Source organism: Pseudomonas campi (assembly GCF_013200955.2).
Classification (GTDB): domain Bacteria; phylum Pseudomonadota; class Gammaproteobacteria; order Pseudomonadales; family Pseudomonadaceae; genus Aquipseudomonas; species Aquipseudomonas campi.
This window is the reverse complement of sequence record NZ_CP053697.2, coordinates 793,002-816,621: the sequence shown is the minus strand read 5'-3', so window position 1 is coordinate 816,621 and position 23,620 is coordinate 793,002. Positions and strand designations below refer to the sequence as shown.

Annotated in this window: 27 protein-coding genes and 1 pseudogene; 19 read left to right on the top strand and 9 right to left on the bottom strand. The window is 61.5% G+C overall.

The features are described from left to right. Nucleotides 1-277 precede the first annotated feature (277 nt). The 12 genes from HNE05_RS03710 (at nucleotide 278) to HNE05_RS03655 (ending at nucleotide 8,246) form a co-directional block, all read left to right on the top strand. Entirely contained in the window at nucleotides 278-1,192 is a 915-nt protein-coding gene (locus HNE05_RS03710) for a LysR family transcriptional regulator (RefSeq protein WP_173203469.1), read from the top strand. A 467-nt stretch (nucleotides 1,193-1,659) separates the two neighbouring features. Next, a complete protein-coding gene (locus tag HNE05_RS03705) occupies nucleotides 1,660-1,986 on the top strand; it encodes a hypothetical protein (protein WP_173203467.1) in 327 nt (108 codons plus the stop codon). 249 nt (nucleotides 1,987-2,235) lie between these two features. After that, nucleotides 2,236-2,886 (top strand): DUF5343 domain-containing protein, encoded by a 651-nt coding sequence (locus HNE05_RS03700; RefSeq protein ID WP_173203465.1) that lies wholly within the window; start codon nucleotides 2,236-2,238, stop codon nucleotides 2,884-2,886. Beyond that, nucleotides 2,883-3,464 (top strand): Swt1 family HEPN domain-containing protein, encoded by a 582-nt coding sequence (locus tag HNE05_RS03695; protein ID WP_240008810.1) that lies wholly within the window; start codon nucleotides 2,883-2,885, stop codon nucleotides 3,462-3,464. The genes HNE05_RS03700 and HNE05_RS03695 overlap by 4 nt, the downstream gene beginning before the upstream one ends. A 126-nt stretch (nucleotides 3,465-3,590) precedes the next feature. After that, nucleotides 3,591-4,028: a GFA family protein gene (locus HNE05_RS03690; protein WP_173203463.1), complete on the top strand. Its 438-nt coding sequence runs from the start codon at nucleotides 3,591-3,593 to the stop codon at nucleotides 4,026-4,028. Between the two features lie 242 nt (nucleotides 4,029-4,270). Next, nucleotides 4,271-4,630 carry a DUF4087 domain-containing protein gene (locus tag HNE05_RS03685; protein WP_173203461.1) on the top strand — a complete coding sequence of 120 codons (360 nt, stop codon included), beginning with the start codon at nucleotides 4,271-4,273 and terminating at the stop codon, nucleotides 4,628-4,630. Between the two features lie 98 nt (nucleotides 4,631-4,728). Beyond that, a complete protein-coding gene (locus HNE05_RS03680; RefSeq protein WP_173203458.1) occupies nucleotides 4,729-5,433 on the top strand; it encodes a hypothetical protein in 705 nt (234 codons plus the stop codon). Between the two features lie 84 nt (nucleotides 5,434-5,517). After that, entirely contained in the window at nucleotides 5,518-5,976 is a 459-nt protein-coding gene (locus tag HNE05_RS03675) for a GNAT family N-acetyltransferase (RefSeq protein ID WP_173203457.1), read from the top strand. Between the two features lie 99 nt (nucleotides 5,977-6,075). Next, nucleotides 6,076-6,396: an isochorismate lyase gene (locus HNE05_RS03670; protein ID WP_173203455.1), complete on the top strand. Its 321-nt coding sequence runs from the start codon at nucleotides 6,076-6,078 to the stop codon at nucleotides 6,394-6,396. A gap of 90 nt (nucleotides 6,397-6,486) precedes the next feature. After that, a complete protein-coding gene (locus HNE05_RS03665) occupies nucleotides 6,487-6,948 on the top strand; it encodes an FxLYD domain-containing protein (RefSeq protein WP_173203453.1) in 462 nt (153 codons plus the stop codon). An 86-nt stretch (nucleotides 6,949-7,034) separates the two neighbouring features. Then, nucleotides 7,035-7,781 (top strand): hypothetical protein, encoded by a 747-nt coding sequence (locus HNE05_RS03660; protein WP_173203451.1) that lies wholly within the window; start codon nucleotides 7,035-7,037, stop codon nucleotides 7,779-7,781. A gap of 63 nt (nucleotides 7,782-7,844) precedes the next feature. Continuing rightward, a complete protein-coding gene (locus HNE05_RS03655; protein WP_173203449.1) occupies nucleotides 7,845-8,246 on the top strand; it encodes a GFA family protein in 402 nt (133 codons plus the stop codon). A gap of 112 nt (nucleotides 8,247-8,358) precedes the next feature. Here the strand turns inward: HNE05_RS03655 and HNE05_RS03650 are convergent, their stop codons facing one another. After that, nucleotides 8,359-9,204 carry a substrate-binding periplasmic protein gene (locus tag HNE05_RS03650; RefSeq protein WP_180889172.1) on the bottom strand — a complete coding sequence of 282 codons (846 nt, stop codon included), beginning with the start codon at nucleotides 9,202-9,204 and terminating at the stop codon, nucleotides 8,359-8,361. A 110-nt stretch (nucleotides 9,205-9,314) separates the two neighbouring features. Further along, nucleotides 9,315-10,088 (bottom strand): helix-turn-helix transcriptional regulator, encoded by a 774-nt coding sequence (locus tag HNE05_RS03645; protein ID WP_173203446.1) that lies wholly within the window; start codon nucleotides 10,086-10,088, stop codon nucleotides 9,315-9,317. Nucleotides 10,089-10,198: 110 nt separating this feature from the next. Here HNE05_RS03645 and HNE05_RS03640 point away from each other — a divergent pair. The 3 genes and pseudogenes from HNE05_RS03640 to HNE05_RS03630 all read left to right on the top strand — a co-directional run bounded on the left by HNE05_RS03640 (nucleotide 10,199) and on the right by HNE05_RS03630 (nucleotide 13,917). Next, nucleotides 10,199-11,306 (top strand): annotated as a pseudogene (locus tag HNE05_RS03640) (polyamine ABC transporter substrate-binding protein). 108 nt (nucleotides 11,307-11,414) lie between these two features. Beyond that, nucleotides 11,415-12,530 (top strand): DmpA family aminopeptidase, encoded by a 1,116-nt coding sequence (locus HNE05_RS03635; protein ID WP_173203442.1) that lies wholly within the window; start codon nucleotides 11,415-11,417, stop codon nucleotides 12,528-12,530. 418 nt (nucleotides 12,531-12,948) lie between these two features. Next, complete coding sequence (locus tag HNE05_RS03630; RefSeq protein WP_173203440.1) at nucleotides 12,949-13,917, top strand: helix-turn-helix domain-containing protein; 969 nt, start codon at nucleotides 12,949-12,951, stop codon at nucleotides 13,915-13,917. Here HNE05_RS03630 and HNE05_RS03625 read toward each other — a convergent pair. After that, entirely contained in the window at nucleotides 13,904-14,287 is a 384-nt protein-coding gene (locus tag HNE05_RS03625) for a helix-turn-helix domain-containing protein (RefSeq protein WP_173203438.1), read from the bottom strand. The genes HNE05_RS03630 and HNE05_RS03625 overlap by 14 nt on opposite strands. Before the next feature lie 227 nt (nucleotides 14,288-14,514). On the opposite strand from HNE05_RS03625, the gene HNE05_RS03620 reads away from it, so the two are divergent. The 4 genes from HNE05_RS03620 to HNE05_RS03605 all read left to right on the top strand — a co-directional run bounded on the left by HNE05_RS03620 (nucleotide 14,515) and on the right by HNE05_RS03605 (nucleotide 18,098). Continuing rightward, nucleotides 14,515-15,633 carry an SMP-30/gluconolactonase/LRE family protein gene (locus HNE05_RS03620; protein WP_173203436.1) on the top strand — a complete coding sequence of 373 codons (1,119 nt, stop codon included), beginning with the start codon at nucleotides 14,515-14,517 and terminating at the stop codon, nucleotides 15,631-15,633. A 145-nt stretch (nucleotides 15,634-15,778) separates the two neighbouring features. Then, entirely contained in the window at nucleotides 15,779-16,603 is an 825-nt protein-coding gene (locus HNE05_RS03615; RefSeq protein ID WP_173203434.1) for an alpha/beta fold hydrolase, read from the top strand. A gap of 34 nt (nucleotides 16,604-16,637) precedes the next feature. After that, entirely contained in the window at nucleotides 16,638-17,192 is a 555-nt protein-coding gene (locus HNE05_RS03610) for a cysteine hydrolase family protein (protein ID WP_173203432.1), read from the top strand. A gap of 39 nt (nucleotides 17,193-17,231) precedes the next feature. Next, nucleotides 17,232-18,098: an alpha/beta fold hydrolase gene (locus HNE05_RS03605; RefSeq protein WP_173203430.1), complete on the top strand. Its 867-nt coding sequence runs from the start codon at nucleotides 17,232-17,234 to the stop codon at nucleotides 18,096-18,098. Here the strand turns inward: HNE05_RS03605 and argE are convergent. From argE to hutC, 6 genes are all read right to left on the bottom strand, one after another. Next, on the bottom strand, nucleotides 18,095-19,252 hold the full coding sequence (gene argE / locus HNE05_RS03600) for an acetylornithine deacetylase (RefSeq protein WP_173203428.1): 1,158 nt from the start codon (nucleotides 19,250-19,252) through the stop codon (nucleotides 18,095-18,097). The two genes, HNE05_RS03605 and argE, sit on opposite strands and share 4 nt — an antisense overlap. A gap of 226 nt (nucleotides 19,253-19,478) precedes the next feature. Beyond that, on the bottom strand, nucleotides 19,479-20,153 hold the full coding sequence (locus tag HNE05_RS03595; protein ID WP_173203426.1) for a DUF1028 domain-containing protein: 675 nt from the start codon (nucleotides 20,151-20,153) through the stop codon (nucleotides 19,479-19,481). A 169-nt stretch (nucleotides 20,154-20,322) separates the two neighbouring features. Continuing rightward, nucleotides 20,323-20,751, bottom strand: coding sequence for a RidA family protein (locus tag HNE05_RS03590; RefSeq protein WP_173203424.1), 429 nt, complete (start codon nucleotides 20,749-20,751; stop codon nucleotides 20,323-20,325). Between the two features lie 71 nt (nucleotides 20,752-20,822). Further along, nucleotides 20,823-22,142, bottom strand: a complete 1,320-nt coding sequence (locus HNE05_RS03585) for a flavin-containing monooxygenase (RefSeq protein WP_173203422.1) — start codon at nucleotides 22,140-22,142, stop codon at nucleotides 20,823-20,825. Nucleotides 22,143-22,502: 360 nt separating this feature from the next. Next, entirely contained in the window at nucleotides 22,503-22,751 is a 249-nt protein-coding gene (locus HNE05_RS03580) for a hypothetical protein (RefSeq protein ID WP_173203420.1), read from the bottom strand. 145 nt (nucleotides 22,752-22,896) lie between these two features. Then, nucleotides 22,897-23,607, bottom strand: coding sequence for a histidine utilization repressor (gene hutC / locus HNE05_RS03575; RefSeq protein ID WP_173203418.1), 711 nt, complete (start codon nucleotides 23,605-23,607; stop codon nucleotides 22,897-22,899). Between the last annotated feature and the right edge of the window lie 13 nt (nucleotides 23,608-23,620).

The following is a 23,620-nucleotide window of genomic DNA, read 5'->3' as shown; positions in this document are numbered from 1 at the left end:
TGGGTGGTTGTCGAGGCTGATGGTGTCCCAGGGGCGAAAACTCGGAAATTAGTAAATATATGTTCGCAGCCCATGAAAAAACTGCTCAGCCGCCAAGCCCGCCCCAGGCCACGCTGGAGTATGTTGAGGGCCGTGACGCAATGCCTGAATCTGTAGGAGCGAGCTCTGCTCGCGAACCATTCACCACAACAGCTTCGCGAGCAGAGCTCGCTCCTACGGCCACCAGGCGCGCCCCATCACTCGCCAAGACGGCCCGACCGACCACAGCGGAGACCCCATGGCCACCTACACCCTGCGCCAGCTCAAGTATTTCGTGACCACCGTGGAATGCGGCAGCGTGGCCGAAGCCTCGCGCAAGCTGTACATCGCCCAGCCGTCGATCTCCACCGCGATCAAGGGCCTGGAAGACAGCTTCGGCCTGCAACTGTTCATCCGCCACCACGCCCAGGGCGTGTCGCTCACTCCCGGCGGCTCGCGCTTCTACAAGAAGGCCCTGGAGCTGCTGCGCATGGCCCGCGAGTTCGAACAGAACGCCCTGGCCGACAACGACGTGGTCGCCGGGCAGATCGACATCGGCTGCTTCGAAACCGTCGCCCCGCTCTACCTGCCGCGGCTGATCGCCGGTTTCAACGCCCAGTACCCCGGCGTGGAAATCCGCCTGCGCGACGGCGAACAGCAGGAGCTGGTGCAAGGCCTAACCGCCGGGCGTTTCGACCTGGCCATCCTCTACGACCACGACCTCGACGCGACCATCGCCTGCGAACCGCTGATGGCCCCGCAAAAACCCTACGCCCTGCTCCCGGCAGACCACCGCTTCGCCGCCCAGACCCAGGTCTCGCTGCGCGACCTGGCACTGGAACCGATGATCCTGCTCGACGTGCAACCGAGCCGCACCTACTTCGTCAGCCTGTTCGAAGAGCTGGGCCTGACGCCCAATATCGTCTTCAGCTCGCCCTCCATCGAAATGGTGCGCGGCATGGTCGGCCAGGGCTTCGGCTTCTCCCTGCTGGTCACCCGCCCCCACTCGGAATGCACCTACGACGGCAAGAAAGTGGTGACGGTAGACATCATCGAACCCGTCAGCGGCTCCGGCCTGGTCGCCGCCTGGCTCAAACGCGCCCAACCGACCAAGTCGGCGCAGCTGTTTATCGAGTTTTGTCAGCAGCAGTTGGGGCAGGCGCAGGCGGAGTAAGTCACTACGACCCTCGCAGCTATTCCGGGCGGAAACCGCTAGACGCCAGCACGGCGCGCTTTTGCCCCCTCTCCCGTCACGGGAGACGACTGCATGGATGCAGGAGGTAGAGCGACGCAGGAAGCCAAAGCCGAGGGCTGGGGAGAGGGGCTTTGTTCATGAAAGACGCAGACTGCCGCAACAACAGACGCTGCGCGCAACGCAGGGCTAACCCCCGCACGATGGACAGACGGTCGCTGAAACAGTAGCGTCGGGGCGAAAGCGCGGGTGAATAGCCGCACTCCGTTCTTGCTGCACCTGTGGTGTTTCCGACTCAGAGCTGTGGAGTTTTTCGCAACAGCCTCATGGCGAAATAACGACTCAGGTATGACAAGGACGGTTATGCGAAAAAAGTGGCGCAAAACATTAGGCCATCTGTGCTGCCTGTTTATAATTATGCACCACTATCATCACAAAGGAGATACATCTTGAAGTTGTTTTATTCTGGCAGGGGCGCAGGACAAGTCAAAGAATTTAGCTTGCACGACCTAGATGACAGTCAAATATGCAGAGTTATAATTGATTTCTCTGCAGAGCCCCTGAACAACCCTAAGGCTATCGATAACTACGGTGCAAGATTAAAGATCACCCTAGACCGGGCACCCGATATTGATAGAAATAGAAGCATCAAGAATAAATTAGATGCAATATCAAAAATAACTGGCGCACTGGCAAATAATATGTCCTGGGATAAACCTTTAGATTCAGATTTAGCCGAAACTTTTGGCTCTTCGAAATTCATATCAATCACATGACAAAATCAGCCAGAGCGATGCCTAAAACTCCGCTTCACTCTGGCCTTCCCACTTGGGCAAGTTTCATGCATGGATAATCTAACCTCCAATATCAACGATATAATTGCAGGCCTCTCTGCGTACTATGGCAGTTGTGAAAGTGCATAACAATTGGTTCAAGATGTTCGCCTCGCTCACTGAGGCCGCGTTCCGCGGCCACTTAGCCAAACGTTAATTCTAGAAGCCCGCCTTAAAAAAGAGGAAACTGTAATGGCAAAATCGTACCCTCCTTATATGAACGCCACTGGATTGGTAAGCAAGGTACTGGAGAAGATAAAGCTCGCGGCGACACCTGACAGATTTACACAGGACTATCTGGCTACTGAGCTTGGGTTTAGCGGAGGTAGCGCTAAAGCATTTATACCGTTAGCGAAAAAAATTGGATTTCTTGCAAGTGACGGCAGCCCTACTGACTTATATAAGCAGTTCAGGAACACCAATAAAGCAATTTCCAAAGCTGCCATGGCAGAAGCAATTCGGAAGGGATACTCCGACATATATTCTCGAAATGAATACGCACACAGCCTTAGTAAATCTGATCTTGAGGGGTTGATTGTCGAAATGACAGGATCAGAAAAAGGAAATAAAACGGTACAAGCAGTCATTGGTACGTTTGAAGCATTAAAGGGTTTCGCAGACTTCAAGGTTTCCACATCTGATATTGTCCATGAGAAACCACCAGAAGATAAAGAAATAGAATCTCATGAGCGACCAAAAACGAACGGTTCTCTTGGTGTTGCAGATGAATTTGGCCTGAGTCTTTCCTATACAATAAACTTAGTACTTCCTAAAACCGATGATGTGGCTGTTTTCAATGCCATCTTCAAAAGCCTGCGAGAGAACCTGCTGAAGAAATCATGATGGAAGACAAGATAAAGTTATTCGCAATTTCGAACCAGATGGCAGAAAGATCCCTCGACTATGTTGAGCGCGACCTCAAAATAGATTTAGGTAGGAACGTCCATCTATCAGAAGAAAAAGACGATGAATACTACCCACAGTTTCAACATTTAATTCGTGTGGAAGCCCGAGAAATGGCGGTTCATTACGAGTTATTTTACTGCCTGGAAGTTTCTATCAGAAAAATGATTAATGAAAAGCTACTATCAGAACCGGGTGAAGACTGGTGGGAAAAAGCAGATATACCTGATCAGACTCGTAAGAATGTAAAGGACAACATTCAGAGAGAAATTGATTCAGCTTTCACTCAAAGATCAGAAAATGAATTGGATTACACCACGTTTGGCGAGCTCGGTGAGATTGTGCGAAAAAACTGGGAGAAATTTGGTGACCTTTTCAATAGTCAGAAAGGGTTCAACCGCGTCATGAACAGCCTCAATCTTTTACGGGGGCCAATAGCGCACTGTAGCCCTCTGGCTGAAGATGAAATTGTGAGATTGAAGCTTACTGTCCGAGACTGGTTCAGGCTAATGGAATGATGAACCAACAAGCAATTGGAAAAAGGGAACGGATTTATTTTTCAACTTCAGCTCGCTCGAAACCTGCAAAAAACCTCCGCACAATTTGATCGTTAAACCAACACCACTCACGAAAGGACCTCGTACATGACCGAACGAACCGGACGCTGCCTGTGCGGCGCAGTCAGTTTCACCCTCAGCAGCGAACCGCTGGCCACCCGCGTGTGCTGGTGTCGCGACTGCCAGCATCTGGCCGCCAACGGCACGGTGAACCTGCTGGTTGCCGCTGACGGGCTCAGCATTCGCGGAGCGCTCGCCGAGTACAGCAAGACCGCAGACAGCGGTAACCAGGCCACCCGGCAGTTCTGCCCGGCGTGCGGCACGCACCTGTTCGCCAAGTCCGCGGCTCGACCCGAGTTCCGCATTGTCCGGGCCGGCAATCTGGATGAGCCATCGTCCATTCGGCCAACGCTGAACATCTGGGCATCCAGCGCGCCCGAGTGGGCCTGCCTGGACCCGCAACTTGAGCGAGTGGAGCAACAACCCGTGCCGCCGCAGCCTCGGCCAGCGGGTAGCCAGGCCTGATCGAAACAGTTAAAGGTTGCTCCCACTAGGGCGCGAGGGCCGCTGATGGGTGACAGGCTCTTAGAGCCTGTTTACGATCTCCTGGCTGTCGGCCATGCCGCGTTGCTCCGGACTGCCGTACTTCCCACGACAGCTTCACTGGCGAAAGAGCGACGCAGGCAAGACAAGGAACGTTACGCGGAACGAATGGCGCAAAGTCTCCGGCCTTCGCCACCGCCTATTTATAGTTAGGGAAGACACAGTTGCGTCAACTACTCCTAATATCTCTTATAGCAGTACCGCTTAGCGCCATCTCCGCTGAAAAGCGCTGCGGCTGGCTGGATAACCCCTCGCCTGCAAATCTATGGTTAATTGACGCCGACTCTGATTGGACCATTTCTACCCAAGGCGGGAAATTTGCCAGCGACGAAACAATAGACAACTTGCCAGAAATTGACGACAAAGAATTTGTGCGCCGACATGGCCACTACGGTTTCTCCTGCGTCTGTCTAAACGTAGAAACGGATAAAGAAAAATTTGAGATATTAAAGGTCTACAGTGGTCAGCAATTACTTTTGAAGCAATGTTTAGAAGACCCAAAGCTCTATAAAAAAGTACCGTAGAGCAGCCCTATCAAATGGATCAAGTCGTTCGCGGCGCTCACTCGGAACCAGCTAAAGCCGACCCCTTAACCAAACGTTCGCTGACTTAAGGAAGAGTAATGTACCCGCCCGCCTGCCCCCACGCGCAAATACAGAATCTATACCCTGGCGTGTATCTGCTGCATGGCAGCATCAAGATGGGGCCCGGCATGAGAATGAACCGAAACATGGTCATTCTACAAAGCGGCGCTGACATTACATTAATCAATCCCGTGCGCATGAGCGACGAAGGCCTCGCTGCCTTAGACGCGCTTGGAAAGGTCAGCAAAATAATTAGGCTGGGCGACTTCCATGGCCTGGACGATGCGTTTTACCTAGACAGATATGCCTGCGAGTTCTGGGCTCAACCCGGTCAGGAAACATACAAAACACCCTGCCCCACACGAGACATCGACTCCACCACTCCGGGCCCCGTGGAAAACTCCGAGTTTTTCATTTTTGAATCTGCCACTTACCCAGAGGCCGCGCTTCTCATTAAAGAGCACAGGCTATTAATAACCACGGACAGTATTCAATACCATACTGACTGGAGCTATTTTTCGTGGTTTACCAAACTGGTTTTCAGGTTACTCGGCTTCAAAACAGGCATGAACATTGGCGGACCTTGGTTGAAGCGCGTCACCCCAAAGGGCACAACACTGAAGAAAGATTTCGAGGCCCTTTTAGCCCTCGACTTTGACGCGATTATTGCTGCGCATGGCGCACTCATGGGAAAGGGCGCCAAGGCATTACTCATCCGCGAAATGCGTAATGTGTTCCCGTAAGTCAACGACTGGGGAAAACCGTTTACTTCGCTCACGGGGATCGGCCAACAGCCCTTGCCAAACGCTCACAGCCCGAGCTAGACCATGACTCATATACAACAAGCAACAGCGAATGATGTACCCACACTGCTTCCCCTCGTGGCCACGTATTGGCGCTTCGAGGGTATTGCCGATTTTGAACAAGAGCGCGCCGCCGCACAGTTAACTCGCTTGTTCACCAACCCGGAGCTTGGCGCTGGCTGGATTGCCTTTGTCGATGGTCTGGCCGTAGGTTATCTGCTCGCCGTTCATGTGTTCAGCCTTGAGCATTTAGGCCTTACTGCAGAAATCGACGAACTGTTCGTACATTCCTCACAGCGGGGCAAGGGCATTGGCGGAAAACTTCTGCAAAACGCTGAAACGGAGTGCGTGCGACGCGGCTGCACAAACATCGCCCTGCAACTTTCACGCAACAACGATTCCGCACGTGAGTTCTATCACCGCCTAGGCTATGCGCCGAGGTCCGGTTATGAACTGCTCGATAAGCGACTGGAAACCTGTTAACGCAGGATGCTACTGGCTCGCCCGGCTGACGCGGGACCAGCTCAAGGCAACATCAGATGAAATGCTAGGCCCTCTTCAACCTGAACCAGAGGTATATACATGGAAGTAGTAAACCGTTTGGCCCCCAACGAATGCACTGGAATGGAGAACATTCGCGACGAAATAGATCGTCTTGACAGGGCTGTAATTAAAATTCTGGGAATCCGCTTCCAGTACGTGCTGGCGGCAGCAAAATTCAAGACATCGGAAACCTCCGTGCGTGCCCCTGAACGCTTCATAGCTATGCTAGCCAAGCGTCGAGAATGGGCTGCAATTGAAGGCCTGAACCCTGACGCAGTCGAAAAACTCTACACCGATCTGGTAAATCACTTCATAGAAGAAGAAATGACTCACTGGAAGTCTCACCAAGCAAAAGCCTAACACACGATTCACGTCGTTCGCCTCGCTCACTCGGGACCGTGTTCCGCGACCCACTCAAGCTAAACGTCATGCACAAAAAAGGAAAAACTTGTGACCGATAATAAACCCACACTCATCAGCAAAGGCTTTTGGCTCGGTATCGGACTGATAATTCCAATAGGTTTCGGAATGACCTTGGGCAGCCAACTCATTAGAACTTCAGAAGGAATTTTGCATAGCAATAGAGATGCAGATACCAATTACACCCATATCGCTACCGACTACACGAAGCTGATCAAGATAGAACACTTCAAAGATCAAAGCCAAAATGGCGTAATCGATATTGTCGGCTCCCTTCTCAATACCGGCAACGAACCCATTGGCTCAATCAAAATAGAGGCAGAATTCTTCAACAAAAACGGCGAATTTGTCATGGAACGATCAGAGTACATAGACAAGAAAATACAGCCTCAGGAAGCAGAGAACTTCCAAATCTCTTGCGACTGCGAGAAGCAAACTCCTCAGGACTATGAAAAAATCACTTTGACCGTTACTAGCGCTCATAACTTTTAGCGGATAACAACAGGGCAATTCGCTCGCTTGGCTCTCGCGGGACCGGCTAACCCGATGGTTTTTTAAACGTTAAGGACAACCCACTAGTGAAATATGTCCATCTGGCCGCCCCGCTCGCCCTGATGACCGCGTCGGTGCTGGCGCTGATCTACTCCCCCACCTATGGCAACTGGCGCCATGTCAGTGTCGATGGCGTCGTTCTGAGCGGGACGATCCATCCGCGCTGCCGGCAGGCACAGCGTTTCAGCATGGACTACGGCCCCTGCCCCTGGTTGCTGACCGCGATGGGGCGGGCCTCCTCCAACGACTTCGGCGAGTATCCGGAGAGTGGCAACGGGGTTAGCGTGATCCTCTACCGACAGGACCAACACAGCTCGCCCTGTCAGATCAACGCCGCGAAGAATGGAGAGGTTCTGCAGGCCTCCGACTTCTTCGGCGGCAGGACCTATGAGCGAATCGAAGGCGGGATGCTCTCGGGTTTCAGCATGGAGGTGACGCGCTCCGGCGCACGGCCTGTCGGTGGCTTCCTCAGCTACGGCGCCCAAGGCGAGCTGGTCGCCTGGAGCGCTTGGGGGGCGGACTATCAGCACAGCTGGCAATGGAACGAGGAACTGGCCGAGTTTGTGGCAGTGGGAGAACACCGCTATCGGGACGGACCGGCCGAATGGCAGATCCCGGTCATGCAGCCCGTGCGGGCCGCAGATGAAGATCCCGCCGTCCACAATGCCCGCATCCGCGAACGTGCCGAGGCCTGGCGGGACGAGCAGGTGGCCTACTTCAGCGAACAGCTCGGCACCCCGATACCCATGGACTGCAGCGACTTGGCCGGGTAATTCGCCCGGCAGGGGACTGGCAATACACGGATCAATTATCAAGCTCCGCCCGAGGACACCGCCATGCTCACGACCTACTCCGGCAGTTGCCACTGTGGCACCGTCAAGTTCGAAGCCGACCTCGACCTCACGCAAAGCTCCTACCGCTGCAACTGCTCGATCTGCCGGCGTACGCGCTTCTGGGTGGCGGTGGCCAGGCCCGAGGGTTTCCGCCTTTTGGCCGGCAAACAGGCGCTGACCGAGTACCTGTTCAACACCCGCAAGAACCAGCACTTCTTCTGCAAGCACTGTGGCGTGCGGGCTTTCGGGGTGGGCAACGACACGCCGATCGGGCAGATGATCGGGGTCAACCTCGGTTGCCTGGAGGGAGTGAGCGAGGAGGCGCTGGCAGGTATCCCGATCACCTATGTGGATGGCCTGCATGATCGCTGGCAGAGCGCGCCGGCGTGCTGCGCTCATCTGTAGCGCGCCAGCAAGTCGGCGAGTGGCCCCGATGCGCACGGCGCACCCTACGATCGATCGCGCGGGGCCGGGGCGGTGTTAAAGGCTTGACTCGTCGAGTACCCGCAAAGGGGCATCAACGTATCCCCGCGGCCCGATACTGCAGAATGATTGCTTCCTGGCGCGCCTGAAAAGCCGGATCGGCCATGGCCTGGTCTATGCGGGCCATGATCTGCTCGACATCCGGCAGGCTCTGGCGCAAGCCGATATGAAACTGCACCTGGCTGTTGGGAATGAAGTCCACCTTGGCGTTGCGCAACTGCTCCGTGTAGCCGAATAGATTGGCGTAGTACTGCGCCTGCTCGGCACTCATGATCAGGAAGTCTCCGGCGCCACGGCGCAGCAGCATGTGGATCATCTGCGGCGGCGTATTCACCGGGTAGCGCTGGATGAAGCCCGGCACGTTTTCGCTTTCCCAATCGACCCCTTCCTGGGAAATGAGCCGGAGATCGCGCAGATCGTCGAAGCTTTTGGCGCTGGCGATCACGCCGCCTTGGGCGTTATCGCGGCTGTAGACCAGATTGCCGTAGTCCCACACGTATACCGGCCTGGCCGCGAAGCGGGCATAGCCCTTGCGATTCTCCGACGGAAAGGTGCAGAAGCCATCCGCCTGCCCGCGTGTCACTTCAAGTTGCGCACGCGCCCAGGGCAGGCTGATAAATTCGAGCCGGTATTCCGGCAGCGTGGCAAACAGCGCGAGCAACATGTCGCGGAGAATTCCCTGCGCCTCGCCGTTCTGCGCATAGGAAGTCGGCGGGCTCTCGGCGGACAGGGCGAAACGCAACAGCCGCGCCTCCTCGGCCTGGGCAATCGGCAGACTCAGCAAGCTGGCGCAGAAAAACGCGAGGACTGCTCGAAAGGCCTTTGACCACCCATTCAGTGGCCACCGGCACATTGACGCAACCCCAGATACAGGCCACATAGCGACACCCTTAGAAGGCACAACCCGCAAGGTAGCAGCGCAAGTTACCCCGCGTCACCACACCGCCACATAGTTGTGTCACGCGCCGCCGGCGACTGGCCCGCCGCCTCTCAGTCCCGCCGCAGCAGCAGGGCGAACAGCTCGGCGTGGCCGCTGACGCCGAGCTTGTGGTAGAGGTTGCGCCGGTGCACTTTCACCGTCTCCGGGGAGATGCCCATGCGCTGGGCTATGGCCTTGCCGGAGAAGCCCTGCAGGATCAACCGCGCCGTTTCGCTTTCGCGCTCGGACAGACGCGCGCCCAGCCCTTCCAGCATCGCCGTGAAGTCGCCCGCTGCCGGCTGGCTGGCGGGCACTTCCAGGGCACAGAGTTGCAAGTGGCGACGCATCGCCGCCAGCACCCAGTCACGCACGCAGAGTAGGCGACCGAACTCTTCCTGGCTGAAGGACGTCTGCCGGCCGAGGGACAGGCCCAGCACGGCGCCCTGGTGGTTGACCATGAACTGCAGCTCGCCACTGCCGACCACCGCGCGGAAGTAGCTCAAGTAGTACTCGCTTTGCTGGAACTGGTCGGGCGCCACGCTTTCCAGGCTGTGCAGGCCATCGGCGATGCCGGCGCAGGCGGCCTGGTAGAAGGGGTCGAGCAGGTACATACCGGCGCAGTAGTGGGCCAGGTCCTCGCCCTCGCCGGACACCGCGCGGAACTCGAAGTCGGCCAGCAGGCTGGGCACCCGGCCCGCCTGCATCAGGGCGGCCAAGGCATTGTCCAGCGGCACCAGCAGGCGCAGGCAATCCACCAGGCTGCGCCAGAAGCTGTCCTGCCCCAGGCTGGCGAATACCCGCGCCAGGCCCTGATGCACCGGCAGTTCCTTGAGCAAGGCGTCCACTCTCTACCCCTTTCGTGTAACCCATGGTGGGAATTGGTCTGCCGCAGGCCTGGCACTAGCCTGAGGACCTCTGAATCAACGGGCCTGCAGCAGGCCAGGAGTGCCGCATCATGCTTCGTCATCGCCTGTATCTCAACACCGCTCTGGCTGCCGGCCTGACGCTCTGGCTGGCCACTGCCAGCGCCGCGGTCGATGGCCCCAGCGTGCATGTGTACAACTGGTACGACTACATCGGCCCCACCACCCTGGCCGACTTCAAGCGCGACCAGGGCATCACCCCGGTGTACGACACCTTCGACAGCGCCGAGGTGCTGGAGGGCAAGTTGCTCACCGGTGGTAGCGGCTACGACGTGGTGGTGGCCAGCAACTACAGCCTGCCAACGCTGATCAAGGCCGGCGTACTCGCACCGCTGGACCCGGCCAAGCTGCCGCACCTCAAGCACATGGACCCGGCCCTGCTGGCCAAGCTGGCCAGCAACGACCCGGGCAACCGCTATGCCGTGCCGTACCTGTGGGGCACCAACGGCATTGGCTACAACATCGACAAGGTGCGCGCCGTGCTCGGCGAGCAGGCGACGGTGGATTCCTGGGACCTGCTGTTCAAGGAAGACAACCTGGCCAAGCTCAGCCAGTGCGGCGTGGCCCTGCTCGACTCCCCCGCGGAGATGCTGCCGGTGGCGCTGCATTACCTGGGCCTGCCGCCCAACAGCAGCAACCCGGACGACTACCGCAAGGCCGAGGCGCTGCTGCTCAAGCTGCGCCCGCATATCCGCTACTTTGACTCGTCCAAGTTCATCAGCGACCTGGCCAACGGCAACATCTGCGCGGCCGTGAGCTGGTCCGGCGCCGCCCTGGAGGCGAAGACCAACGCCGAGCAGGCCGGCAACGGCGTGCGCATTGCCTACAGCTTGCCGAAGGAAGGCGCGCCGGTGTGGTTCGACACCCTGGTGCTGCTCAAGGATGCGCCCCACCCGACCCAGGGCCAGGCCTTCATCGATTACCTGATGCGCCCGCAAGTCGTCGCGCCGATTACCGACCACCTCAACTACCCCAACGGCACTCGACGCCACGCCGCTGGTGGGTGCGGCGGCTCGCAACAACCCGGTCGTCTATCCGGCGGCAGAGACCATGGCGCGCCTGTTCACCCTGCAGCCCCTGCCGAAGAAGACCGAGCGTATCCGCACCCGTGTGTGGAGCAAGGTGAAGAGCGGCCAGTAAGCGCCACGCCCTGGTTCGCTCCGTGCCGCCGTCACGGTGGATAAGCAGAGCGTTATCCACCCGACAACGCTGATTTTTCCTGATAACACCCTGAGAACGAGAAAGACCATGAAACTGCGTGCCCGCGACCTGAATATCCAATTCGGCCAACTGCCCCCAGGCCCCCTCAACGCCATCACCGACGTACCCGGCGTGCGCGTCGGCCACAGCAATGTAAGAGGGCGCAGCGCCAGTGGCCGCGACATCAACACCGGGGTCACCCTGATCGAGCCGCGCCCGGGTTCCACCACCCAGCAGCCGTGCTTCGCCGGCGTGCATATCCTCAACGGCAACGGCGACGCCACCGGCCTGGAGTGGATTCGTGAGGCCGGCCTGCTGACCAGCCCGATCGCCTTCACCAACACCCACAGCGTCGGCGTGGTGCGCGATGCGCTGATCGCCCTGGACCGCCAGCACCAGCCCGCAGACGGTCGTCTGTACTGGAACATGCCGGTGGTGCTGGAAACCTTCGACGGCCTGCTCAATGACATCAACGGCTTCCACGTGCGCCCCGAGCATGTGGCCGAAGCCATGGAATGCGCCATGGGCGGCCCGGTGGCCGAAGGCGCGGTCGGCGGCGGCAGCGGCATGATCTGCCACGAGTACAAGGGTGGCATCGGCACCGCCTCGCGGCGCCTGAACGCGGCACAGGGTGGCTGGACCGTCGGCGCCATCGTCCAGGCCAACCACGGCACCCGCCGCGAGCTGCGCGTGGATGGCTACCCGGTGGGGCGTTATATGGAAAAGGCCACGTCGCCCTTCCTGCGCGCCGACCTGCCGCATCCGGGGATGGGTTCGATCGTCGTCTGCCTGGCCACCGATGCGCCGCTGCTGCCGCACCAGTGCACTCGCCTGGCCCAGCGCGCCAGCATCGGCATCGCCCGCACCGGCGGCGGCAACGAGGACTGCAGCGGCGATATCTTCGTCGCCTTCTCCACCGGAAATCAGCAGCTGGAGGCCACCGCCTACGAACGCAAGGGCGCCTTCACCTGCGACGGCCTGCGCATGGTCAACAACGACCATATCGGCGACCTGTTCCTCGCCGCCTCGGAGGCGGTTGAAGAGGCCATCATCAATGCGCTGCTGGCGGCCAATACCATGGAAGGCAATGGCCATCGGGTGCAGGCGCTGGATCGCGAAACCCTGCTGGAAGCCCTGGGCAAGGCGGGTTGGCCGGGGGCCTGACAACCTTTCCCGGATGGAATCCGGGCTACGGGCCTGCCGGCGCCCTCCCCCCAGCCCCTCGGTTTGGGCTTCCTCCGTCACTCTAACGCCTGCATTCATGCAGTCGTCTCCCACAAGTGGGAGAGGGGAGCTTGCGTGCCATCCCTCGTGGCTGCGTCGGGTGGTTAACGCTGGCCGCGCCAACGCGGAGCGCTTTAGCCCCCTCTCCCGTTCATGGGAGAGGGGATTTTTACCGGGCCGGCACAGCACCACCAGTGGAAGCAGGAGCATCGCGGGATGCATTTCACGCACCCGCCTCAGTTGTCCTGCTGCCGCCGAGCCGCGAGCTCAGCAAGCAGATGCGAATGCTTCTACACTGAATCCGCGCGTTGATCTGCGGATGTCCAGTACCGGCGTAGGGCGCTTTTCTGGGGGCGGTATGAGCCGGCTGATCTGCGCCGACTTCGATGAGTTCGAAGAGGCTTTGTATGGGGTAGAGGGGCATTACGTGCTGCGTTCGCGGCAGCAGCGCGACTGGCGTCTGCGCGTTGTCGAGCTGGACGGCGTGGCCCTGATGTTCGGCCGTGAGGGCGCTGGCACCGTCTACAGCGGCGTCGGCCTGCCGGGTTTCTTCAATATCTTCCTGCCGCTGAGCCGCCACGAGTGCACCGTGCTAGGTGGGCAGCGCCTGGACCGGCGCTTGATCGGCTGGATGGTGCCCGAGGCGATGTTCCATATCGACGCCAGCCAGCCGGCGAGCTGGATGACGGTGGCCATGTCCTGCGAGCTGGTGCTGCGTTGGGCGCAGCAGCATGAGGACGAGTTCGATTCGTCGCTCCTCTCGCGCAACCTGATCTGTAGGGCCCAGCAGGACCTGGCACCGCTGGTCTGGCTGGCGCTGCGTCTGCTGCGTATCGATCATTGCGCGCCGCAAGAGCTGCATGCCCCGGCGGCCGAGAGTGCGGCACGCAGCGAGCTGATGGACCACGTGTTCCGCAGCCTGTTGCCGGCGACCCCAGCGCAGCGCGGTGTGGCCGCCCAGCACAGCCATCAGCAGGTTCTGCGACGGGCCCTGGAATTACTGGACGCCATGCCGGATGCCCCGTTGCATATGGCCGATCTGTGCCAGGCCTGCAATACCTCGGAGCGTACGCTGCGCAACCTGTTCACCCGCTACCTGGGCATGAGCCCGCACCGCTATCTGATGCAGCACCGCCTGCACGCGATTCGCCGCGCCATATTGCGCGCGGCTCCGGGGGAGACCATCACCGATATCTGCGCACGTTTTGGCGTGTGGGATTTCGGTCGTTTCGCCGGTTTCTACCGTAGCTACTTCGGCGAACTGCCGTCACATTCGCTGCGCAGTCGGCGGCCTGTGCCAAGGGCTTTGCCGCTTATCCACCGTTGACGCCACGCAGCAGTGTTGTGCTGGGGTACTCACCGAACAGCGCGTGATAGTCCGCTGCCATGCGTCCGCAATCGGTGTAACCGAAACGTTGGGCGATCACTGCGACGCTGGTGTGGCTCTGGTCGGCCAGCGCCAGAGCGGCGCGCAGCAGGTGTAAGCGGCGCAGACGCAGATAGCGCGCCGGCGCCATGCCCAGGGTGGCGATAAAGGCCGTGCGCAGTGTGCGTTCGCTGACGCCCGCTGCGCGGCACAACTCGGCCAGGCGCGGTGTGCGGCCGGTGGTGATCGGTAGCAGCTGCAGCACCTGGCTTAGCAGGTTCTCGTAGGTGGCCTGACGAGCACGCTGACGCGGCGTGATGCGTGGTGGCATGGCGGCGTCCTGGCTGTGGGTGATGGCTCCAGGCTGCGCTGAGCGGCACTGCACCGATACGTAAAACAGGCAAATCTACAGGCTGAGCAGCTTTGCCGATTTTACGTAGCCGACTACTGGTGAGTGCCGCCAGTATCCGACCATCGCTCGCCACCCGCTGCCCCGCATTCGGCGTCCTGACGAGCCCCCAGAAGCGTTCGAACATCATCGACGCGAGTGGAGGCTATATGAGTCTGTCGAAGCGCAGTATGGGCATCCTCTGCCTAGTTCTGGCCGGCGCATCCGTCGCTGCATGGGCCGAGGCGCAGGGGCCGCAGCTGCTTGATGTCGAGCCGTTCGCCGAGCTGCCAGCCGGTGTGCGTTATCCGGAAGGGCTCGCCGTCAATCCACACAACGGCGAAATCTACGTCGGCACCTTCGATGCTCGCCAACCCGCCAGCGCCCGCAACAACCAGTTATTGCGTTATGCGGCGGACGGCCGGCTACTGGCGCAACGCGCGTTTGCCGTTACCCCGCTGACCGGTCTGGGCTATGCCGATGGGCAGGTTTACATCCTCAATTTTGGTGCGGGTAAGCTGCAACGCATCCCGGCGGAGTTCGCGGCCAACACCCCAGTCGAGGACTTGCTCGACTTCCCGCAATTGAAGCCAGCGGCACCGGCTGCGCGCGCGGTAGCCAACCCGGATGGCAGCCAGGATCAGATCCACTTCGGCTCCAGCGGCATGCCCGCACCCAACGGTCTGGTGTTCGCCAGTAATGGCGACCTTTATGTTTCCGATTCCTTCCAGGGCGCGCTGTATCGCATCGCCAACGCCACGCGGTGCAAACCCTGCGCGCTAGAGGTGCTGTCGCGCGATCCGCTATTAGCCACGGCCGACTCTCTGCCCTTCGGAGCCAACGGCCTGGCCTTCAATGCTGACCAAAGTCAGCTGTATATCAACAACGCCGGTGACGGCCGCCTGCTGCGTATGCGCCTGCCGAACGGAGAGGTGCAGGTGCTGGCCGAGAGCTTGCCCGGGGCCGATGGCTTGTTGTTTCACGACGGCTTGCTGTGGCTGCTGGCCAATCAGATCGACCAACTGCTCGGGCTCGACGAGCGCGGTCTGATCCGCGTGCGTGCGGGGGGCTTTCAAGGCCTCACCAGTAACGGTGCGCCGCGTGGCCTGCTGTTTCCCGCCAGCAGTGTGGTGCTGGGCGAGTGGATGGTGGTCAGCAACCTGGCCTTGCCGCTGACGCCTACCGAGGGCGATGAGTGGGAAGAACAGGTGAGCACCTGGAACCTGATGCGCGTGCGTCTGCCGCAATTGCCAACCAAGGGAGAGCCCGACCATGCCGCAACACCCTGAGCAACCTCTGAATAAAGGCCGTCGCCAACTGCTGCTCGGCTCGGCCGCACTCGCTACGACGATGTTGTTACCCCTAGGCGGTTGCATGCGCGGCAGTGGCTCCGCAGCAACCGATCCGCAACCTGAGAATGGAGAGCGCAAGACCATGGGCACTATTACCACTCGCGACGGCACCGAGATTTATTACAAGGATTGGGGCACCGGCCCGGTTGTGGTCCTCAGCCACGGCTGGCCACTCAACTCCGATAGTTGGGAGGCGCAGATGTTCTTTCTGGCCAGCAACGGTTATCGGGTGATCGCCCACGACCGCCGTGGCCATGGCCGCTCCAGCCAACCCTGGAACGGTAACGAGATGAACACCTACGCCGATGATCTGGCTCAGTTGCTTGAGCACCTGGATATACACGGCGCTGCGCTGTTCGGGTTTTCCACTGGAGGCGGCGAGGTGGCGCGTTATATCGGCAAACACGGCACTGCCAGAGTGGCCAAGGCCGGGCTGATCTCGGCGGTTCCGCCGCTGATGGTGCAGACCGAGGCCAATCCAGGCGGCCTGCCACTTTCGGTGTTCGACGGCATCCGCGCCGCTTCGATTGCCGACCGTTCGCAGCTGTACAAAGACGTCGCCAGTGGTCCGTTCTTTGGCTACAACCGGCCCGGCGCCAAACCCTCCCAGGGGGTGATCGACGCTTTCTGGATGCAGGGCATGCTGGCCGGGCACAAGAACGCCTACGACTGCATCAAGGCCTTCTCCGAAACCGATTTCACTGAAGACCTGAAGAAGTTCTCCATCCCCACGCTGATCCTGCACGGCGACGACGACCAGATCGTCCCCGTGGATGCCGCCGGACGGGCCGCGGCCAAGCTGGTGCCGCACGCCAAACTGGTGATCTACCCCGGCGCGCCGCACGGCATTACCGATACCCACAAGGAAAAACTCAGCGCCGACATGCTGGCCTTCCTGCGCAGCTAAGTGGCCGGTTCACATCTATTGAGAGGACAGGCAGATGAGCAGCAAAACCGCCCTGATCGTGGTGGATATTCAGAACGACTACTTCCCCGGCGGCCTGTGGACCCTGAGCAAGGTCGAGGCCGCGGCAACCAAGGCGGCGCAGGTGATCGCCGTGTTTCGCGAGCGTGGCGACCTGGTGGTGCATATCCGCCATGAGTTCACCAGTGCCGACGCGCCGTTCTTCCGCCCTGACAGTGAAGGCGCACAGTTGCACCCCAGCGTGATCAATCAGCCTAACGAGCCGGTGGTGCTCAAGCACTACATCAACTCGTTCCGGGAAACCGAGCTCAAGGCCGTACTGGATCGGCACGCCATCGAGGCCGTCGTGGTGGTGGGCAATATGAGCCATATGTGTGTGGACGGCATTACCCGCGCCGCCGTGGATTATGGCTACGCCACCACGGTACTGCACGATGCCTGCGCCACTCTCGACCTGGAGTTCAACGGCGTCAAAGTGCCCGCCGAGCAGGTACACGCCGCCTTTATGGCCGCGCTCAGTTTCGGCTACGCCCCGGTGATTTCCACGGCCGAGTACCTGCAGGCGCTCTAGAAGATCGTCGGAACAGTTTTTGACATGGAGCGAACAATCATGAGTCTTTCCCCATCTGCCTGCGCAGTGCCCAATCAGTTCGTCGAGGTCGAGGAACGCCGTCTGGCCTATCGCGTCATCGGTGCCGGCACGCCGCTGGTGCTGTGCCTGCGCTTCAGGGGCACCATGGACGACTGGGATCCGGCCTTTCTCGACGCGCTCGCCAGCCGGGGTTTTCAGGTGTATGTGTTCGACTACAGCGGCCTCGGTTGGTCGACAGGCCAGCCGACCTATGACCCGGCCGCGCTGGCCAAGGATGCCATCGACCTGATCGGAGCGCTGCAGCTGGGCAGAGTGGTGCTGGGTGGCTGGTCGATCGGTGGCATAGCGGCGCAACTGGTGTTGTTGCTGGCGCCGCAACTGCTTAGCCATCTGCTGCTGATCGCCACCACGCCACCCGGCCCGCTGGTCAAGACCGGCGAGCCGCTGTTCTACCAACTGGCCGCCCGCGACAACGACTTCGAGGACTTCGTCAGCCTGTTCTTCGAGCCGGCCTCGGCGAGCAGCCGCGAAGCTGCGTTGCGTTCGGCCGAGCGCATTGCCCAGCGCAGTGAAGGCCGCTGCACGCCGGTGCCTTATGCCTGGGCCGCACAGTCCCTGGGCGACGGGCCGCGCAACCCAATGTTCCCGCTGCAGGCGGCACTGGACGCGCTCAAACAGACGCAAACGCCGGTGCTGCACGTGGGTGGCGATCACGACATCGTGTTTCCCGTGGAGAACTGGTACGCGCTCAATCGTGCCTTACCCACCCTGCAACTACTGACCCTGCCCAGCTCGGGGCATGGCCCGCAGTCGCAATATCCCGAGGCCAGCGCAGCGCATATTGCGGCATTTATTTATGGGGAGTGCGCTGCTGATCCGGCCTAGGCACTGCCCTGCAGCCAATCGGCCAAACGCCGCAACATCGCATCGCAGCCATCCAGCTGTTGCTGGCTGACGAATTCGTCTGGCTTGTGGCCCTGTTCCATGCTGCCGGGGCCGCAGACCACGGTGGGGATGCCGGCTTGGTGGAACAGGCCGCCTTCGGTGCCGTAGGCCACGGTGGCAAACTCGCGACTGCCGCTGAGCAGCGCGAGCAATTCGGCCGCCTCGCTGTGCGGGTCGGTGGCCAGGCCTGGGTAGGCCGAAAGCGGCTGGAAACGGATCGCCGTATCGGCACTGCGCTCGCGCATCTGCGGCAGCAATTCGCGTTCGGCGTAGTCCTGCAGCTCGGCGGCGACCTGCTGCGGATCAGCTGCCGGCAGGGCGCGCACTTCGAAGTCAAACTGGCATTCGGCCGGGACGATATTCAGCGCCCTGCCGCCGCTGATCAGCCCGGTCTGCACCGTGGAGTACGGCGGATCGAAGCGCTCATCGTGGTGTTCGGGCGCAGCCAGGCGCTGGCCGATCTCGCCCAGTTTGCCGATCAGCCGCGCGGCGTATTCGATGGCGTTGACGCCTTGCGGCGCATAGGCCGAATGGCAGGCCGCGCCGTGCACCTGGCAGCGCATGGCCAGCTTGCCCTTGTGGCCGAGCACCGGTTTGAGTTCGGTGGGTTCGCCGATGATGCACAGCACTGGCGGGTGCGGACGGCGCTGCAGTTCGGCCAGCAGCGAGCGCACACCGAGGCAGCCGACTTCCTCGTCGTAGGACAGCGCCAGGTGCAGCGGCAGGCGTAGATTGCCCTGCAGAAACAGCGGCACGGCGGCCAGCATGCAGGCGATATAGCCCTTCATGTCGGCGGTGCCACGGCCGTACAGCTTGCCGTCGCGTTCGCTCAGTTCAAACGGCGGCAGGGTCCAGGCCTGGCCGTCGGCCGGCACCACGTCGGTATGCCCGGAGAGCACCACGCCGCCACGGTCGCTGGGGCCGATGGTGGCGAACAGGTTGGCCTTGGTCCGCTCGGCGTTGTAGTCCAGCTCGCAGGCCACGCCCAGGTCATGCAGGTAATCGCGGACGAACTCGATCAGCGCCAGGTTGGAGTCGCGGCTGACGGTGGGGAAGGCCACGAGGCGGGCCAGCAGGTCACGGCTGGTGGGCATGGGTGGGGCTCCTGGGGCTGTGGTTGTCGGATTTGGGGAAATATGGGAATTGCCTTACCCCTACCCTCTCCCCCGGCCCCTCTCCCGTAAACGGGCGAGGGGTGACTGGGGCGCGAACGCGATGGAGTAGGACAGCACATCGCTGCCTGCCCACTCGGACAGCCCCCTCTCCCCTTCTTCACATATGAATAGCGGGAGAGGGTTGGGGAGAGGGCGCGCTCCCCCGTCATTCATCCCCCGGCACGCCATAGCTGGGCGCGGCGGTGGGGTCGAGGGCGCGGGTGATGTAGTCCTGCATCTGCGGGCGGTAGGCCTGCCAGAGTTGATCCAGCGCGCCGATCGGGTCGTCGTCGGCCCAGTCCACGCGCAGGTCGATGATCGGCCAGACCAGGTCGCCGACCACCTTGAGCGCCGCCGAATGCACCGGCCCGGCTTCGCCACCGGCGACCATGGCCGCGTGCATGGCGGCCAGCAGGCGCTCGGCGAGGGCGCCGGGCGCCTGCTCGAAGGCAGCGACCATGGCCGCAATCACCGCCGGCGAAGACAACAGGTTGCCGGCCGCCACGCATTGCTCGCCGGCCAGCGCGTTGTGCGTGCCGAGCGCCTCGCTGCCGGAGAACAGCGCGCTGCGCCCCTGGCTGTCGAGCAACGCCACCTGGCGGTACTGGCTGTAGCCGTTGCGGGTCAGCGCCTGGTCCAGCGCCGCCGCCGGTTCCTGGCCGGCGGCCAGGGCATCGAGAATCTGCGGGCCGAGAGCCGGCAAGGTGATGTTCTGCGAGGCCACCGCGCCGACACCGGCACGCAGCCAGGGGCAACGCGCACCGACGGCGATGCTCGACGAGCTGATGGCGATGCCCAGCTGGCCGGTTTCGGCACAGCGGCCGACGATGGAAAAGGTCATGCAAACTCCTTGAAGCTTTTATAGGCGAGGCGCCGTGGTTAACGTCGAAGCACCCCGTTCGGTAGGGTGGATGACGCTTCACCCATCCACCATAAGCCCGCTCGGTGGACGGGAAGAGCGCCGTCCACCCTACGTCCTGCAAACGCGGCGCGTGGGAGCGAAGATGTCCTCAGGCCGGTGCCTGCCAGTCGTCTGGAATCACCGCGATCACGTCGATTTCCATCAACCACTCCGGCTGACCGAGGCCGCTGATCACCAGGCCGGTGGAGATCGGGAACACGCCCTTCAGCCACTTGCCGACTTCCTGGTAGACCGGCTCGCGGTAGCGCGGGTCGATCAGGTAGGTGGTGGTCTTGACGATGTGCGACAGGTCGCTGCCGGCCTCTTCGAGCAGTTGCTTGACGTTCTTCATGGCCTGCTCGGCCTGGGCACGCGGGTCGCCGAGGCCGACCAGCTTGCCGGAGAAGTCGGTGCCGATCTGGCCGCGCACATACACGGTGTTGCCGGCGCGCACGGCCTGGCACAGGTCGTTGTCCAGGCTCTGGTTGGGGTAGGTGTCTTTGGTGTTGAACATGCGGATGCGGGTATGGGTAGGCATCGACTTGCTTCCTGTATTCCGACTGTTGGAACTGGCACATCGGGCATGTGCCAGTGGGGCTGTTGCTGGGCTCAGTCTTGCGCCTGGCGCTGCACGGCATCGCGGTAGGCGAGGTAGGTGCGCTGCGTGGCGATGTGCCCGGCGATGTGCTTGGCGTCGTGCCATACGCCCCAGATAAAGGTGGAGCCCCGGCGCGACAGCCACGGCAGGCCGAGGAAGTAGATGCCCGGCTCGCTGGACACGCCGCGCTGATGCTGCGGCTTGCCCTTGGCGTCGAAGGCATCCACCTGCAGCCAGCTGAAATCGACGGCATAGCCGGTGGCCCAGATGATGGTGCGGATGCCGGCCTGGACCAGATCCAGCTCAAGCAGCGGCTGGCTCACGCACGCCGGCTCCGGGTAGCTGGCACGGGCTTCCGGCTCCTCCGGCAGGTCGAGACCATTGCGGGCGATGTAGGCGTCGGCCGCATCGAGCAGCGCCAGGTAGTTCTCGTCGCCACGCGCCAGGTTGTCGGCCAGGTCCTGCTGGAAGGTCACCACGCCGTTGTCGAAGGCCTGGGTCAGCCCCACCAGCGTCATGCCCTGATGGGCCAGGCCACGGAAGTCGACGGTATGGCCGCCACGGGCACCGCTGACGGCGATGGTCACGTGCTCCTTTCCCGGCTGCGCGGCCTCGGCATCCCACAGGCCGAGCACGCCCAGCCACCAGCAGAAGTCGCGACCGCGGTAGGCGCGCGGCGGACGATCGTGCGGACCGACCGAGAGGTAGACCTTGCGCCCGGCACGCATCAGCTCATCGGCGATCTGTACGCCGGATGAACCCGCCCCCACCACCAGCACCGCGCCCTCGGGCAGCTGCTGCGGGTTGAAGTACTGCGCGGAGTGGATCTGCGTGAGTCGGTCGTCCTTGGGCGCGATCGGCGGGATCACCGGGCGCTGGAACGGCCCGGTGGCGGACACCACGCGGTTGGCCTGGATCACGCCCGCGGAGGTTTCGACAGTGAAGCCCGCGCGGTCGCTATTGCGCACCACCTTCTTCACCTCCACGCCGGTGTGGATCGGCGCGGCGAACTTCTGCGCATAGGCTTCGAAATAGGCGGCTACGCGGTCTTTCGGGGCAAAGGCATCGGCGTCGAGATCATCGAACTCCAGGCCCGGGAAGCGGTCGTGCCAGGCCGGGCCATTGGCCACCAGCGAATCCCAGCGACCTGTGCGCCAGGCTTCGGCGATACGATTGCGCTCCAGCACCAGGTGCGGCACGCCGAGCTTGTTCAAGTGCTCGCTGAGGGCCACGCCGGCCTGCCCGGCGCCCACCACCAGGGTGTCGATTTCTGTTCCTTCAAGGGTCACGCCTGTGTGCTGCGCAAAGACGGGTTGATTCAGGTCGGTCATGATGTGCCTCCTCTGACTCCGAACAGGGTTGTTCCACTGCTGCGGCTATCTGTGGGTGTTGGCCGCATTCTGTTCGGAGCCGGGGATTGGCGAAATTATGATTTTTGTACTCGCTGGCTAGGTAAAAACTGGGGTGCCCGCCAGCGGCCAGGCAGGGCTGCGCTGGCCGGGGGCGAACGCCCTGACGGGACGGGCCGTGGCCAGGTTAGCGAGCATGCAGATAGGAGGTGCCGCGCGCGGCAGAACAGCACGCCGGCTTTTCGAAGTGCGCCGGAGCAGGCGGCCAAGGCCTGCCCCGGTTCTAGAGTCTGTTGCCGCTTCGTTCACGGCCGCGACGAAGCGGCAACAGACCCTAGTCAGTCAGTGCAGTTCGCGACCGCCATCCAGGCGCTGATCCACCAGCCACTTGCCGTGGGCGATGGAGGCCTGCTGGGCGCTGTCCAGTTCGGCCAGGAAGCGGTAGTTCAGCGGCAGCACCAGGCGCCGCGTGGTCTGCCCTTCCGGTGTGGTGATCTGGCAGCCGCCAGCCCAGGGGGTGGGGATGCCCGGATGCTCGATGACATGGGCACGGATGGCGTGGTCGCGATAGGTGCAATGCAGGGTAGTCATGGCAGGTTCCTCGCTACTGGGAGTGAGTGTCAGCCCACCATAGGCCAGAAATCCGCGCCCGGCGGCGCGCCCGACAAAGGGTAGCACCGCGCTTTTTCAGCCTCAGTTGCTAGGCCAGCCGCGTTGGGCGAAACGGCATCAGGCCTTAGCGGCGAGTCATCCGCGAGCGCAGCTTGTAGCGGTCGCCGGGGTGCAGCAGGCGCGCGTAGCTGACCAGGTGATCGTCCGACCAGGTGCGACGGATCACACTCAGGCAGGGGGCTGCCGCTTCGATATCCAGCCAGCCGGCCACCTGCTGATCCACCAGCACCGCTTCCACCACATGCTCGACATCGGAAATCGGGCAACTGGCGACCAGCACCTCGTTGGGCGTCTGCCGGGAAAAATCACTGTCCAGATAATGCGGCACCCAGCGCGGGTTGACGAAGCGGTCTTCCAGCTGGATCGGCACGCCGTTCTCGCGGTGCACCAGGATGCTGTGGAACACCTGGGCGCCCAGGCGCAGGCCGAGGCGCAGGGCCACTTCGTCGTCGGCCTCGATGGCTTCGCAGCGCAGCACGTCGTTGCTGTAGACATGCCCGCGCGCACGGACTTCGGCGGCGATATTGAGCACCTCGTGCAGCGAGGACTCGGCCTTGCGGTCGGTGACGAAGGTGCCGAGGCCGGCCTGGCGCACCAGATAGCCCTGCTGCACCAGGTTGTTGATCGCCTTGTTGGCGGTCATGCGGCTGACGGCGAAGTCGCGGGCCAGCTGTTCTTCCGGGGGGATCTGGTGGTGGACCGGGTAAGTGCCGTTGTGGATACGTTCGAGCAGGAAGGCTTCGATCGCCTGGTAACGGGGGGTCGTGCTGGCCACTGCGGCTCCTTGG